Source organism: Streptomyces pyxinae (assembly GCF_024756275.1).
GTDB classification, from domain to species: Bacteria; Actinomycetota; Actinomycetes; order Streptomycetales; family Streptomycetaceae; genus Streptomyces; species Streptomyces pyxinae.
The window spans coordinates 21405-35086 of the sequence record NZ_JANUGQ010000029.1; the positions used below are offsets into that span (position 1 = coordinate 21405).

Sequence of the window (13682 nt, forward strand, 5' to 3'; positions counted from 1 at the left end):
ACCGCCCTACCGCCCTACCGCCCTACCGCCGTACCGCTGTCCAACGGACGGCGACCACCAGGCACTTGGAGTCCCCTTGCAGAAGAAGCACACATCGCCCGAGGTGCACGAGCTGCTGATCGTCGGCGCCGGTCCCTATGGCCTGTCGGTGGCCGCCCACGCCGCCGCGCGGGGGGTGGAGGCGCGCGTTCTCGGTCCGGTGATGAGCGCCTGGCACGCCATGCCCACCGGGATGCTGCTGAAGTCCGAGCCCTGGGCCTCGGACCTCTCCGACCCGGCGGGGGCGTACGGGCTGGCCGCCTACGCCGCCACCCGCCGCTCGCCGGTGCGCCACGGCGAGCCGGTGCCGGTCAACTTCTTCGCGGAGTACGGCGACTGGTTCGCCCGCAAGGCCGTGCCCGCCGTCGACGAGCGCCTGGTGGTGGCGGTGCGCCGGCACCCCGACGGGTTCGAGGCCGAGACGGAGGACGGCGAGACGCTGGTCGCCCGGACGGTGGTGCTGGCGGTCGGAGTGCTGCCGTTCACCGAGATCCCGGCCCCGCTGGCCGCCCTCGGCCCCGACCGGGTGACCCACAGCAGTCACCACACCGAACTGGGCCGGTTCGCCGGACGGGACGTCACCGTCGTCGGCGCCGGCCAGGCCGCGCTGGAGACCGCCGTACTGCTCACCGAGGCGGGCGCCAGGGCGCGGGTGCTGGCCCGGACGCCACGGCTGCGCTGGAACACCCTGCCGCCCGCCCTGCACCGGGGCCCCTGGGAGACCGCCCGCGCCCCGCACACCGGGCTCGGCGCCGGCTGGCAGAACTGGTTCTACGCCCGTACCCCCGGCCTCTTCCGCCGGCTGCCCGCCGAGGCCCGGGAGCGGCTCTTCGACACCGCTCTCGGCCCGGCCGGCGCCTGGTGGCTGCGGCACCGGTTCGAGGCCGTGCCGGACGTCCGCCTCGGCCGCCGGGTCCTGGCCGCCGAGCCGGCCGGGGCGGGGGTGCGGCTCACCGTGGCCGGCCCGGCGGGGCCCGCGGCGGAGGTGGAGACCGACCACGTGATCGCGGCGACCGGCTTCGCGCCCCGGCTGGACCGGGTGACGGTGCTGGATCCGGAGCTGCGCGCCGGGCTGCGCACGCTCGGCCCGGGCGGGGCTCCCGAGGTGGGCCCGCTCTTCGAGTCGTCCGAGCCCGGTCTCTTCCTGGCCGGGCTGCTGACGGCGCCCTCCTTCGGCCCGGCGATGCGGTTCGTGTACGGGGCCGGCTACACGGCCGAGCGACTGGCGCGGGGCGTCGCCCGCCGGCTGCGCACCCGCCCGGCCCCCACCCCGCCGCGCCCCCGGACCCCCGAACCGGCGCCCGCGCCGGGCCGGGCCGCGGGGACGGCGCCCGCGTCGGGGACAGCCGGAGCGCCGAGGGGCGCGGTGGCCGGCGGGGTGGCGGAGCCGCCGGCCACCACATCGGGGCCGCCGGCCACCACTTCGGGGCCGACGGCCGGGCAGCCGGCACCGACGGCCGGCCGAGCCCCGGAGACGGCGACCGGGAGCCCGGTCCCGGTCGGAGAGGTCCCGGCACCGGCCGGGGGAGCGGCGGCCCGTGAAGTCCCCGCACCGGCCGGCGAGGCGGCAGCCGGGGAAGTCCCGGCACCGGCAGGGGGAGCGGCAGCCCGGGAAGTCCCGGCACCGGGCAGGGAAGCGGCAGCCGTGAAGTCGGTGTCCGGGACGCCGGGCCCGACGGCCGGGGAGGTGCCCGGCCCTTCGACGGAGGTGGCGGAGGCGGAGGCGGCCGACGCGGGCGGCGCCCATGGCGGCCGACGCCCCTGACGCCCCGCCACCCGGACCCGCACCGACTGCGCGTACCCCGGGCCGGGCGCACACCGGACGACCCGTACACCGGACGACCCGTACACCGGGCCACCCGTACACCGGGCCGGGCGAGGGCCGGGCGAGGGGCCCGTACGGGGCCCGGACGGAGGCCCGTACGGGGGCACCCGCCCCGCCCGGCCCGGGATACGCGGGAGCCGGTCCCGGAAGGACTCCGGGACCGGCTCATGAGCACCGCGCACGCGCCTCGGCGCCGCGTCAGCGCGTCACTTGTTGGCGCAGCTGTTGCCGAACGCCGGGTTCAGCAGGGCGAGGATGTCGACGGTGTTGCCGCAGAGGTTGACCGGGACGTGGACGGGCACCTGGACGACGTTGCCGGACAGGAGGCCCGGCGAGCCGACCGCCGCGCCCTCGGCGTCCGAGTCGGCGAACGCGGGGGCGGCGGTGCCCAGGGCCAGAGCGAGACCGGCGACGAGCACCGCGGCCTTCGTGCACTTCATGCTTCGGCTTCCTTTCGCAGAGGAAGACGGCCACGGATTTCGTGACCCACGGGCCGGGGAAGAAAGCCCGCCTTCCAATGCGAATATCGCACCGCAAGGACGCCGAAAAGGGGTGTGTTGAGCCGGTCGACACCACCGGTTCACCCGAAAGCCGGGAAATTCCGCGCTTTCGGCTCAATGGCGTCCGGCGCCCGGGTGCCACCGCGCCGGGGCACTCGTGAGACGGCTCAGCCGTGCGGCCAGACCGGCCGGGACACCAGAGCGTCCCACTCCCGGTCGGGCACTCCGGGCAGTGCCCGGCCCTGGGCCCGCCATTCGCGTATCAGCGCGGCATGCACGGGCGTCGTCCGGGGCTCGGTCGGCTGCCTGCTCTGAGGGATGAGGGGGACGCGCTGCCAGTTCCCGGCGCCAGAGGCCATGCCGACCCTTCCTTCACAGCGGGACGAGGCCCTCGCATGATGGCACAGCGGCCCCGGCTCACCGGGGGAGCGCGGCGAAGCGCAACCCGAAGTGGTCCAGGGTGCGCGGCAGCGGCCGGTCGGGCCGCAGCCGGCCGGGCCGCTCGGGGAGATAGGTGTGCCGTTCGAGGAGCGCGGCGATCAGCGTGGAGGTGGCCAGCAGCACCAGGTCCTCGCCGGGGCAGCGGGCCGGCCCGGCGCTGAACGGCAGGAGCGCGGAGGTGTGGTCGGCGGTGCCGTCCAGCCAGATCTCCGGGGTGAGCCGGTCGGAGTAGGGCAGCGTGTCGTCGCGGTGGAAGAGCGGGGCGTAGATCAGGAACCCGGTACCGGCCGGGAGCTCCGCCGAGCCCCAGGCCGTCGCCCGTACCGACTCGCGCAGCAGGAACGGCGTCGTGGGCCAGAGCCGTACGGATTCCAGCACGCAGGCGCGGGTGTAGGGGAGCAGCTGGGGCGCGGTCAGGTCGGCGACGGCCATCTCGTTGCGCACCTGGGCCGTCTGGCGCGCATGGGTGGAGAGCAGCGCCAGGGTGCGGAAGGCGGCGATGCCGGCCGCGTCGAAGGCGAACAGCCAGTGCGGCACCTGGCCGGCCGGGTCGAGCTCGGGGCCGGCGGGCGCGGCGGCCAGCGCGGCGGCGAGGCTGCCGGTCTCCGCCCGGTCGAGGTGGCCGCGCAGCCGGCGGGTGAAGCGGTCCCGGAGACCGGACCGGCGCGGGGCGGCGACCGACCAGTTCCCGGCCGCGCGCAGCCGCCCGAGCTGTGCGGTGATCCGGGTGTCGTCGCGGGCCCGGTCGCCCAGGGTCAGGCGGCGGGCGGTGCGGTCCCAGGCGGCCGCGAAGGCGTCCCAGCCGATCTCGCCGTCCCCGGCGGTGGCGGCCCCCAGCAGCTTGCCGGTCTCCTCGCGCACCGTCCGGACCACCACCGGGGCCAGGCTGTGCAGCCGGTGGCCGTATTCGAGGACCGCCTCGTTGAAGGCTCGCCGCTCGTCCCGTTCCGGGCCCCGGGTGATCAGCACCCCGTGCGGCTGGAACCGCTCCAGGGCGGCCCGCTTCTCCCGGGTGGCCGGGGAGTACGGATCCGGGGTCGCGGCCAGCACGTGCGCGGCGTCCGCCGGGTCCAGCACCACCGCGAAGTGCCGGCCGGCCGCGTCCAGCCGGAGCGGTCCCGGCCCGTACCGGTCGCGCAGCGCGGTGAGCAGGTCGGTGGCACGGCGGTCCGCCGCGTACCGCTCGGCCAGCGCCATCCCGGTCCGGCGGCGCACGATCACCCCGCCCGCCAGGGTCGGGGCGATCACCCCGGCAGCGATCCGGGCCGCGTCCCGCGCGCTCGCCCGGGCCGGGGTGTGCCCGGTGGCCCGGCCCGCCTCCGGGCCCGTCGCGGTCCCGGCCTCCGGCCGCCGGTCGCTGCTCATGGCCGCCGGGTGCCCGTGCCCGGGGCGGCGAAACGGCGCCCGCCCGAGCGGTCACGGGCGGCCGCGCCTGTCCGCGCCTGTCGCGACGACGGTCCACGCCGCACGCCCTTCCGCGCCCGTCGCTGCCCGGCGCCGGGCGCGGAAGAGCGACCGGGCGACGAAGCGGCGCGCCGGACCGCCGGGCCGGGGGCTGCCGGGGCGCGCCGTCCTGCGGCCCGGCGCCGACCGCCGGACCGGACCGGTTCAGCTTGGTCCAGCTCGGCTCGGCCCAGCTCGGCTCGGTCCGGCCCGCCGCGGCCCGTGGCGGGTCAGCCGCCGGTGGTGGGGCCACCGCTGCCGAAGCCGCCGCTGTGGCTGCCGCCCCACTTGTGGTCGTTCTCGCTGCGCGGCGAGGTGTCCGGTTCGGTGTGGTCGTGCCGCAGCTCGTACGGCATCACCCGGTCCTCCCGCTCGGTCAGCTCACCCGCCCTGCGGTGGCCCTCCTGCTCGCCGGGGAGCCCGGAGTCCTCCGGCCGGTGCGGCTGCTCGTCCGCCCTGGGCGGGGCGGGCTCCCGCGACCGGATGCGCCGTCCCAGCAGGAAGGCGCCGATCAGGAACGCGACGAGGATGATCCCCGCCACCAGCGGACCGATCCCCACCAGGTAGTCCCGGTTGGCGGCGAATTCCGCGCTGAACGTCATGACAGAGTCCATGCCGCGCGACTACCCGGACTGACGCCGATCAGGCACCCATCAGGCATGGAAAAACGATTCGTGCCGGTTCCCGCGCCCGTCCTCCGGCCGGCATTCCGCGGCCGCCGGGCAAATATCTTCATAAAAAATGGTCACGCTCTCTTCGATTGCGCCCTTCGGGTGACGTCGCGGAACCTAAACAGCGCGGCGCTGTTGGTCAGAGCGGCCCGAGCACCGGGCCTCTCGACGAGAAGGATGGACCATGATCAAGAAGGTTCTGGCCACCGCCGGCGTCGCTGCGGCCGTCCTGGGCGTGACCGCGCCGATGGCTTCCGCTGTGGGTGACCGGGGTGTCGACACGCAGAACGGCAACTTCGCCTCGCAGTCGTACGGCAACACCGTCACCGGCGGCTACATGAGCCCGCAGATCGGTCTGATCCAGGGCTCGCTGAACAAGCCCTGCATCGGCCTGCCGGCCCAGGTCGACCTTCAGAACGTCGTCGGCCTGGTCAACATCGGCATCCAGGACATCCTCAACGACACGCAGAACCAGACCTGCGCCGAGAACTCCACCGCGGTCAAGGGCGACAGTGCCCTGTCGCACCTGCTGGAGAACGTCCTCTCCGAGAACGGCTCCGCCGACGTCGAGGACTGACGGTGGTTCCCGGGCCGCGCGGCCCCGAGTGCCGCGCGGTCCGGGCCGTGCTTGACCTCCCCCAGCGCCCATCGGTGGGTGCGTGCAGGACGACCCGGGAACCGGGTCTTTTCGACGAGAAGGAACAATCGTGATCAAGAAGGTTCTCGCCACCGCCGGCGTCGCCGCCGCCGTCCTGGGCGTCACCGCGCCGATGGCCTCCGCCGTGGGCGACGGTGCCGTCGACACGCAGAACGGCAACTTCAGCTCGCAGTCGTACGGCAACACCATCACCGGTGGCCACCAGAGCCCGCAGATCGGTCTGATCGAGGGCTCGCTCAACAAGCTGTGCCTGGGCGTGCCGCTGCAGGCCGACATCCAGAACGTCGTGGGTCTGGTCAACGTGGGTATCCAGGACCTCATCAACGACACCCAGAACCAGACCTGCACCGAGAACTCCACCGCGGTCAAGGGCGACAGCGCCCTGTCGCACATCCTGGGCAACGTCCTCTCGGAGAACGGCTCGGCCATCGTCGAGGACTGAGGCCGGTCGCGGGGCGCTCCGGCGCCCCGCTCGCTCCTTCCGCTCAGCGGCCGCGTGCCCGAGGCGCGCGCCGGTCGCGCCCCCGCCCGGGGTGCGCACCGGACGGGCCCGTACTTCCCCCGCGGGGATCTCCCCGCGGCGGCAGGTGCGGGCCCGTCCGCGTGCCCCGCCGCCTGCCGTCCGTCCGCGCCGCCGCCTTGGGTCCGTCTGCCCCGCCGTCTTCCGTCCGCGCCGCCGTCTTCCGTCCGGCCTGTCCGGTCGCCTTCCGTCCGTACGCCCTGCCGCTCCTCGACTGGCCTGCCCTGCCGCCTTCCGGCCGGCCTGCCTCGCCGCGTCCCGTCCGGTCTGCCCGTACGCCTTCCGTGCGCCTGCCCCGCCGCCTTCCGACCGGCTTGCACGGTCGTCTCTCGTCCGGCCTGCCCTGCCGCCTCCCGTCGGGTCTGCCTGTACGCCTTCCGCGCGCCTGGGCTTGCCGCCTGCCGCCTGCCGCCTGCCGCGGGTCATTTCGCGTCGGCGTAGCACTCCACCACGGCCGTGGTGAGGGGGAAGCGCACCGGGGTCTCGCCGAAGGCGATCCGGCCGGCGGTCTCCCCGGCCGCGCGAACGGCCTCGGCGACCGCCTCCGCCTCCTCGGCCGGGCAGTGCACGATCACCTCGTCGTGCTGGAAGAACACCAGCTCCGCCCTGGTCCCGGCGGTCGCCTGCCGCAGGGCGGCCATCATCAGCAGCGCCCACTCGGCGGCGCTGCCCTGCACCACGAAGTTACGGGTGAACCGGCCGCGCGCCCGGGAGTCGGCCGAGGCGTACCCGGGGGTGAAGCCGGCCCCGCCGCCCGGGTCCTGGTCGGCATCAGTTCCGGCCGCCGGTGCGGGCGGGTCCTGCGGAATGCCGGCCTCCTCGGCCTCGGCCGCGCCGACCGCCCGGGGGCTGGTCCGGCCGAGCCAGGTGCGGACCAGCCGGCCCTCCTCGCCCGCCCGGGCCGCGTCGTCCACATAGGCCACCGCCCGGGGGAAGCGACGGCGCAGGGCGGCGAGGTTCCGCAGCCCGTCACCGCTGGTCTGCCCGTAGATCGCGCCCAGCAGCGCCAGCTTGGCGTGCTCCCGGTCGCCGGAGAAGGCCCGGTCCGAGAGCCGGGTGTAGAGGTCGTCCGGGTGGCCCGCCACCTCCATCAGACCGGGGTCCCGGGAGATCGCCGCCAGCACCCGGGGCTCCAGCTGGTCCGCGTCCGCCACCACCAGCCGCCACCCCGGGTCGGCCACCACCGCCCGCCGGACGACCCGGGGGATCTGGAGCGCCCCGCCGCCGTTGGTGGTCCAGCGGCCGGTGACGGTGCCGCCCGGCAGGTACTCGGGGCGGAAGCGGCCGTCCCGCACCCAGTCCTGGAGCCAGCCCCAGCCGTGCGCCGTCCACAGCCGGTACAGCTTCTTGTGGGCGAGCAGCGGTTCGACGGCCGGGTGGTCCACCTTGGCCAGCTCCCACTTCCGGGTGGACTTCACCGGCGTTCCGGCGCGGGCGAAGGCGCGCAGCACCTCGGCGGGCAGCTCCGGCCGCACCCGGTGGCCGAACGCCGCCGACACCTCGTCCGCCAGCTCCGCCAGCCGGCGCGGCTCGCCCCGGCCGCCGTACCGCTCGCCCAGCAGCTCGTCGAGGACCGCCCGGTGCACATCGGCCCGCCACGGCAGCCCGGCCCGCCGCAGCTCGGCCGCGATCAGCATGCCGGCCGACTCGGCGGCCACCAGCAGCCGCATCCGCCCCGGGTGCTCGGTGGCGGCCAGCCGCCGCTGCTGGTCCGCGTAGACCTCCAGCAGCCCGTCGAACGGCAGCCCGGCCCCGGCCGAGGGCTCGAAGAGCGAGGACTGCGCGCCCGGCTCGGCCGCCCGCTGCGGAGGATCGGGCGGTACGGGCAGGCCGTGCAGCCGGGCATGGGCGGCGGCGGGGGACCGGGGCTCGCCGAGCCGGCCCTCGTGGCCCAGCAGCAACTGTTCGGCGGCCTCGATGTCGTAACACCGCTCGACCCGCACCCCGGCGGCGAGCAGCTCCGGGTACGCCTCCGGGGTGGACCGCCACACCCAGCGGCCCACCTCCGGGCGGGCCCGCACCGCCGCCACCAGGTCCGCCTCGGCACGCACCGGCCCGGCCGGGCGCCCGTCCCCGTCCAGCTCCACCAGCAGCGCCCCGCCGCCCTCGGTGGCGTCCAGGGCCCATCGTTCGTTCACCGGTGCGAGTCTGGCACCCCGCACTGACAACGGCCCGCCGCGACGCACGACGCACGACGGGCGCAGGCGTGGCCGGGACCCGAGTGCCTCTCCGGCCGGCCGGATGCCGGACCGCCGCGCGGTTGACGGCCCGGCACCGGACCGCCGCGCGGTGACCGGATGGGTGCCGGCCGGGGTCGGGCCGCCCGGACGGGGTCAGGCCGCCGCGTGGTAGACGGCCGCGGCCTCGCCCCGGGAGCCCACGCCCAGCTTGGTGAGGATGTTGGCCACATGGAACTTCACGGTCGACTCGCTGATGTGCAGCTCCGCCGCGATGGCCCGGTTGCGGTGGCCGAGCGCCAGCCGGGTCAGTACCTCAAGCTCCCGTCCACCGAGGCCGGTCAGCGGATCGGCGGCGGCCGGCTCCGGGTGCCCCGCCCGCAGCGGGAGGACGGCGGTGACGGTGGTGCCCCAGCCCGGTTCGGCGTCCACCTCCAGCCGGCCGCCCAGCACGGCCAGCCGCTCGGCCACCCGGCCGGGTGCCAGGGCGCGGGCGGACAGCTCCCCGGGCCCGTCGTCCCGGACGGTCGCGCGCAGCTCGTCGCCGGTGAGCCGCCAGCCGACCCGGACCCGGCCCACCCCGTCCTGGTCCAGCACGGTCAGCAGCACCGCCCGGACCACCGCCCGGGCGGTGTGCGCCAGATCGGCGTGGAGCGGCCGGGCGTCCCCGTCCGGTCCGGCCAGCTCCAGCCGTACCGGGCCGTAGCGGAGCAGCGGCTCCAGCGATTCGGCCAGCCGTGCGAAGGCCCGGTCGGCCGGCTCCTCCGTCACCTCCTGGTCCCGCTCCGCCCGGGCCCGCAGCTCGACCAGCTTGGCGACGGCCAGCTCCACGGCGGTCGCCCGAGCCACCGCGTCGTCCAGCCGGCGGCTGCGCAACACCCCGAGCAGCCCGGTCAGCGTGGCCGCCTGCTCCTCGCCCAGCTCCGCGAGCACCCGGGCCCGGGTGCCGGCGGCCGTCAGCGAGCGGGCCAGCACCCCGGGGACGGCCTCCGCCGCGAGCCGCTCGAAGTGGGCCGTGACCAGGTCCCACAGCGCCTGGACCAGCGCCAGTGCCTCCGCGCCGGCCGGGGCGGCGCCCTCCTCCCGTACCAGCAGCAGCACCGCGCCCCGGGGCGTGGCGTCGCTGTGGACCGCCAGCACCGGCCGCTCGGCCCCGGCCAGCGACAGGGTGCCCTGCCAGGGCCGGCCGGCCACCCCGGAGGCGAGCAGCGGCGCCAGGTCGGCCTGGGTGAGCCGGTCGGTGATCTCCTCGGGGCCGCAGGTCTTGAAGGGGGCGTAGGAGCAGTGGGTGGAGAGTTCGGCCGCCGCCAGGTGCGGGACGGCGGCGGCCAGTGTCTCGGAGAGCGCGGGCAGGACCCGGCCGAGCGGCCGGCCGATCACCCGGCGGGCGGCGGCGATCGCGGCGGCGGCGGACCCGGTCGGCTCCACGCGCTCGCCCTCCGGATTCCCGTGGTCCCGTTCCCCGCGTTCCCCCTCCGGCTTTCCGCGGTCCCGTTCCCCGCGTCCCCACTCCGGCTTCCCGTGGTCCCGTTTCATGCGCTCCAGCGTAGGTGTCCGGCGCCGGGCCGCCGCTGTCCTTCCGGCCAGGTACGACTGGCCGGAAGACCGGCCGTGGTCCGGGGAAGCCCGGCCCAGGCTGGAGACCGCCGCCGGGGTGCCTGCCCCGGCGGCGGACCCTGACGACAGCGGGAGGACGACGCATGCGCGCCATCACCTACACCGAGTTCGGCGGCCCCGAGGTGCTCACCCTCACGGAGACCGACCGGCCCGAGCCGGGGCCCGGCGAGATACGCGCCAGGGTGGTGGCCGCCGGGGTGAACCCGGTGGACCACAAGATCCGGTACGGCCGGCTGACGGAGCTGATCCCGACGACGTTCCCGGTCGTGCCCGGGCTGGAGTTCGCCGGGGTGGTGGACGCGCTGGGCGTGGGGGTGACCGGGGTCGCGGTGGGCGACGAGGTGTTCGGTATGGCGACGACCGGGGGGTACGCCGAGTACACCGTCGCCGCCGCGTACGCCGCCAAGCCGGCCGGTCTCTCCTTCGAGCAGGCCGCCGCGCTGCCGGTGGCGGGCGAGACGGCCCGGCGGGTGCTGGACCAGCTCGGTGTGACGGCCGGCGAGACCCTGCTGCTGCACGGCGCGGCCGGGGCGGTGGGGCAGCTCGCCACCCAACTGGCGGTCGCCCGGGGCGCCACGGTGATCGGCACCGCCTCGCCGGCCAACCACGAACTGCTGCGTGAGCTGGGCGCGGTGCCGGTGGCGTACGGCGAAGGGCTCGCGGACCGGGTGCGGAAGGCCGCCCCGCAGGGGGTGGACGCGGTGTTCGACGCGGCCGGCCACGACACCCTGCCCGTCTCGGTCGAGCTGCGCGGCGGTACGATCGACCGGATCATCACCATCGCCGCCGTGGACGCCGCCGACCACGGGGTGACCTTCTCCGGCGGTGGTACGCCCCCGGAGACGATCCGCGCCTGGCTGGCCGAGCAGGCCGGGCAGCTGGTCTCCGGGGAGCTGCGGCTCCCGGTCGAGCGGGCCTTCCCGCTCGCCGAGGCCGCCGAGGCGCAGCGCGCCAGCGAGCGGGGCCACCGGCGCGGCAAGCTGGTCATCCTGGTGTGAGCGCCGGGACGTACGCCGGTGTCCGCCCCGGCCGGGTCCGGCATCGGTCCCGGGACGGGGTCGCCAAAGATCCCGGGCCGGGTCCCGTGCCAGTCCCTGAACGGGCGGCCCGGCATGAGCCCCCCGAGCGGGCCCGGTGTGAGTCCCCGGGGTGGGTCCGGTGTGAGACGCCGAGCAGGTTCGGCGTGTGGTCCCGAGCGGCCCGGGTGTGAGCCCCTGCGCCGGGTCCGGTGTGAGTCACCGCGCGGGTCCGGTGTGGGATACCGGGCGGGTCCGGTGCGGGACGCCGGGCGGGTTCGGCGTGCGGCCCCGAGCGGGCCCGATGCGAGTCCCCGCGCGGGCCCGATGCGAGTCCCCGCGCGGGTCCGGTGTGAGTCCCTGCGCGGGTCCGGTGTGAGGATGGGCGGATGAGTACGGACGATTCCGCCGTCGGCCGGGCCCTGGCGGCGGCCCTCTACGGCCAGGGCGACGACACCGGTCTGGACACCGGCGCCTCGCTGCTCGCGGCCGATCCCGCCTCCGACGCCGAACTCGACCGACGGGCGCGGGAGTTCGTCCGTACGGCCTGGCGGCGCGGCTGGCAGCCGGCCGATGTGCTGCGGCTGGTCCGCCGGGAGCTGGAGGAGCACCACGCGCTGCTGGCGGCCGGGCTGATCCGGGCCGAGCTCGGCGGCTACCGGGCGCTGCCGCCGCGTTGGGCGGACCAGCTGGCGGAGCTGCCGGCCGGGGAGTGGCGGGCCGACCGGTTCGGCCGGGCCACCGCTCTGCTGGAGCTCTGCCGGCTGCTCGTCCGGCTCCCGGCCCTCGAACCGGTCGGCCCGCCGCCGGGCGCCGGGGCCGGTGCCGTCCCGGTGCCGGGCGAGCCCCGTACGCTGGCCCGGGTACGGGCGCTGCTGGCCAAGGCGGAGGCCACCGGCTACCCGGAGGAGGCGGAGGCGCTGACCGCCAAGGCCCAGGAGCTGATGGCCCGGTACAGCCTGGACGAGGCGGCCCTCGCGGCCGGCGCCCCGCGCCCCGACGAGCCGGCCGCGATCCGGATCGGCGTGGAGCCCCCGTACGAGACCAGCAAGGCGATCCTGCTGGACGCGGTGGCGCGGGCCAACCACTGCCGGGCGGTCTGGCACGAGGCGTACGGCTTCTCGGTGGTGGTCGGCTTCGCCCCGGACCTGGAACGGGCGGAGCTGCTCCATGCCTCGCTGCTGGTCCAGGGCATGGCCGCGCTCGCCAGGGCGGAGGCCGAGCAGCGGGCGGGCGGCCGTCGCCGCACCAAGACCTTCCGCCAGTCGTTCCTGCTGGCCTACGCCGACCGGCTGGGCGCCCGCCTCACCGCCACCGCCGACCGGGTCACCGCCACCGAGCCGACCCTGCTCCCGGTCCTGGCCGCGCGGGACGTGGCGGTGGGTACGCGGGCGGACCGGATGTTCCCCGAGACGACGACCACCCGGGTGCGGGGCGCCCAGGACGCGGCCGGCTGGCACCACGGCACCACCGCCGCCGACCGCGCGGCGACCGGCGGCCCCCAGGACCGGGAACAGGGCCGGAGGCGGCTGCGGGGGTGAACCGCGGGCCGCGGCTCCCCGGCCCTCGCGCCGGGCGGGTCAGGACGACGACTGGACTCGGTCGAAGAGGGCGAGGGCCTGGGCGGGGTCCGGGCTCACCAGGCGTTCCAGACCGGCCGTCGTGATCTCCGCCCATCGGCCGGCCCGGGCCCACATCCGTTCCTCGAAGGCGCGGACGATCTCGTCCAGCTCGTCCAGCTCGTCCAGCTCGTCCAGCCCGTCCGGATCTCCCGCGCCGGTGGCGGTGGCGGTGGCGGTGGCGATGGACTCGGCGAGTTCGGCGCCGTCCAGCATCGCGAGGTTCGCGCCCGCCCCCAGCGGGGGCATCAGATGGGCGGCGTCGCCCAGGAGCGTCACCCCGGGGACATGGGTCCAGGTGTGGGACACGGGCAGCACGTGCACGGGGCGGTGGACGAAAGCGGCGCCGTGGCGGAGGAGTTCGAGGAGGGGAGCGGCCCAGCCGTCGAACAGAGCCAGCAGACTCGATCGCACGGCCTCGGTGTCGGCCGGTTCCAGGTGTGTGTGCCAGTCCAGTGGCGCGCGGAACTGGGCGTACACCTTGACGTGGCCGCCGCTGTTGCGCTGGGCGACGAGCGCCCGGTTCACGCCGTACGCCGCCAGGGAACCGTCACCGATCAACCGGGCGAGGCCGGGGTGGCGGGTGTCGACGTCGTCGAGGGAGGTCTCGACCGAGGTGACGCCGGTGTAGCGCGGCGTCACCGGCGAGACCGCCGGGCGGACCCGGGACCGGGCGCCGTCCGCGCCGACCACGAGGTCGAACGTCTCCTGCCGCCCGTCCGCGAACTCGACCAGTACGCCGTCCCGGCCCCCCGGCACCACCCGCGTCACGCCTCGCCCCCACTGGATGTCGAGCGGACCGAGCAGCAGGTCACGCAGCTGCCCGCGGTCGATCTCGGGGTTGGCCCGGTCGTCCGGACGGGGCCGCCAGTCGCGCAGGACGGTCCCGTCCGGGTCCAGGATGCGCATGGCCTGCCCCTCGGGACGGCACAGCGCCTGGAACTCCGCCAGCAGCCCCGCCTTGTCCAGCGCGAGCTGGCCCAGTCCTTCACGCAGGTCCAGCGTGCCGCCCGGGGGCCGGGCGTCGGGGGCGGGATCGCGTTCCAGGACGGTGACGGGGTGGCCGTGGCGGTGCAGGACACGGGCGAAGGTTAGGCCGGCGGGGCCACTCCCGACCACCGCGATGCGATATCTCATAGCGATACACTGTATTGCG

The 13682-nt window shown here is 76.3% G+C and carries 12 protein-coding genes; 5 read left to right on the forward strand and 7 right to left on the reverse strand.

The window, feature by feature from the left end:
• Window positions 1-76 precede the first annotated feature (76 nt).
• A complete protein-coding gene (locus NX801_RS25745; RefSeq protein ID WP_309505902.1) occupies window positions 77-1804 on the forward strand; it encodes an NAD(P)-binding domain-containing protein in 1728 nt (575 codons plus the stop codon).
• A 266-nt stretch (window positions 1805-2070) separates the two neighbouring features.
• Here the strand turns inward: NX801_RS25745 and NX801_RS25750 are convergent, their stop codons facing one another.
• The 4 genes from NX801_RS25750 to NX801_RS25765 form a co-directional block, all read right to left on the reverse strand.
• Complete coding sequence (locus NX801_RS25750; RefSeq protein ID WP_258790299.1) at window positions 2071-2304, reverse strand: chaplin; 234 nt, start codon at window positions 2302-2304, stop codon at window positions 2071-2073.
• 227 nt (window positions 2305-2531) lie between these two features.
• Window positions 2532-2723 (reverse strand): hypothetical protein, encoded by a 192-nt coding sequence (locus NX801_RS25755; RefSeq protein ID WP_258790300.1) that lies wholly within the window; start codon window positions 2721-2723, stop codon window positions 2532-2534.
• A gap of 58 nt (window positions 2724-2781) precedes the next feature.
• On the reverse strand, window positions 2782-4170 hold the full coding sequence (locus NX801_RS25760) for a cytochrome P450 (protein ID WP_258790301.1): 1389 nt from the start codon (window positions 4168-4170) through the stop codon (window positions 2782-2784).
• A 308-nt stretch (window positions 4171-4478) separates the two neighbouring features.
• The gene (locus tag NX801_RS25765) at window positions 4479-4850 is read right to left on the reverse strand and encodes a DUF6479 family protein (protein WP_258790302.1); all 372 of its coding nucleotides are present in this window, start codon (window positions 4848-4850) and stop codon (window positions 4479-4481) included.
• 253 nt (window positions 4851-5103) lie between these two features.
• Between NX801_RS25765 and NX801_RS25770 the strand changes: the two genes are divergently transcribed.
• Window positions 5104-5496 (forward strand): rodlin, encoded by a 393-nt coding sequence (locus NX801_RS25770; protein WP_258790303.1) that lies wholly within the window; start codon window positions 5104-5106, stop codon window positions 5494-5496.
• A 130-nt stretch (window positions 5497-5626) separates the two neighbouring features.
• Window positions 5627-6019 carry a rodlin gene (locus NX801_RS25775; protein ID WP_258790304.1) on the forward strand — a complete coding sequence of 131 codons (393 nt, stop codon included), beginning with the start codon at window positions 5627-5629 and terminating at the stop codon, window positions 6017-6019.
• Window positions 6020-6519: 500 nt separating this feature from the next.
• On the opposite strand, the gene NX801_RS25780 is transcribed toward NX801_RS25775, so the two are convergent.
• Entirely contained in the window at window positions 6520-8235 is a 1716-nt protein-coding gene (locus NX801_RS25780) for a bifunctional 3'-5' exonuclease/DNA polymerase (RefSeq protein ID WP_258790305.1), read from the reverse strand.
• A 195-nt stretch (window positions 8236-8430) separates the two neighbouring features.
• Entirely contained in the window at window positions 8431-9810 is a 1380-nt protein-coding gene (locus tag NX801_RS30850; protein WP_309505903.1) for a LuxR C-terminal-related transcriptional regulator, read from the reverse strand.
• 164 nt (window positions 9811-9974) lie between these two features.
• Here NX801_RS30850 and NX801_RS25790 point away from each other — a divergent pair, with 164 nt between their 5' ends.
• Together NX801_RS25790 and NX801_RS25795 are read left to right on the forward strand one after the other, a co-directional pair.
• Window positions 9975-10889 carry an NADP-dependent oxidoreductase gene (locus NX801_RS25790; protein ID WP_258790306.1) on the forward strand — a complete coding sequence of 305 codons (915 nt, stop codon included), beginning with the start codon at window positions 9975-9977 and terminating at the stop codon, window positions 10887-10889.
• Window positions 10890-11296: 407 nt separating this feature from the next.
• Complete coding sequence (locus NX801_RS25795; protein WP_258790307.1) at window positions 11297-12448, forward strand: DUF2786 domain-containing protein; 1152 nt, start codon at window positions 11297-11299, stop codon at window positions 12446-12448.
• Window positions 12449-12487: 39 nt separating this feature from the next.
• Here NX801_RS25795 and NX801_RS25800 read toward each other — a convergent pair whose 3' ends face one another.
• Window positions 12488-13663: an FAD-dependent oxidoreductase gene (locus NX801_RS25800; RefSeq protein WP_258790308.1), complete on the reverse strand. Its 1176-nt coding sequence runs from the start codon at window positions 13661-13663 to the stop codon at window positions 12488-12490.
• Window positions 13664-13682 lie beyond the last annotated feature (19 nt).

Excerpts from the sequence above, each read along its gene's own strand:
- NX801_RS25750 (WP_258790299.1), bottom strand. The coding sequence starts at position 2,304 with ATGAAGTGCACGAAGGCCGCGGTGCTCGTCGCCGGTCTCGCTCTGGCC.
- NX801_RS25755 (WP_258790300.1), bottom strand. The coding sequence starts at position 2,723 with ATGGCCTCTGGCGCCGGGAACTGGCAGCGCGTCCCCCTCATCCCTCAG.
- NX801_RS25760 (WP_258790301.1), bottom strand. The coding sequence starts at position 4,170 with ATGAGCAGCGACCGGCGGCCGGAGGCCGGGACCGCGACGGGCCCGGAG.
- NX801_RS25765 (WP_258790302.1), bottom strand. The coding sequence starts at position 4,850 with ATGACGTTCAGCGCGGAATTCGCCGCCAACCGGGACTACCTGGTGGGG.
- NX801_RS25770 (WP_258790303.1), top strand. The coding sequence starts at position 5,104 with ATGATCAAGAAGGTTCTGGCCACCGCCGGCGTCGCTGCGGCCGTCCTG.
- NX801_RS30850 (WP_309505903.1), bottom strand. The coding sequence starts at position 9,810 with ATGAAACGGGACCACGGGAAGCCGGAGTGGGGACGCGGGGAACGGGAC.
- NX801_RS25790 (WP_258790306.1), top strand. The coding sequence starts at position 9,975 with ATGCGCGCCATCACCTACACCGAGTTCGGCGGCCCCGAGGTGCTCACC.
- NX801_RS25795 (WP_258790307.1), top strand. The coding sequence starts at position 11,297 with ATGAGTACGGACGATTCCGCCGTCGGCCGGGCCCTGGCGGCGGCCCTC.
- NX801_RS25800 (WP_258790308.1), bottom strand. The coding sequence starts at position 13,663 with ATGAGATATCGCATCGCGGTGGTCGGGAGTGGCCCCGCCGGCCTAACC.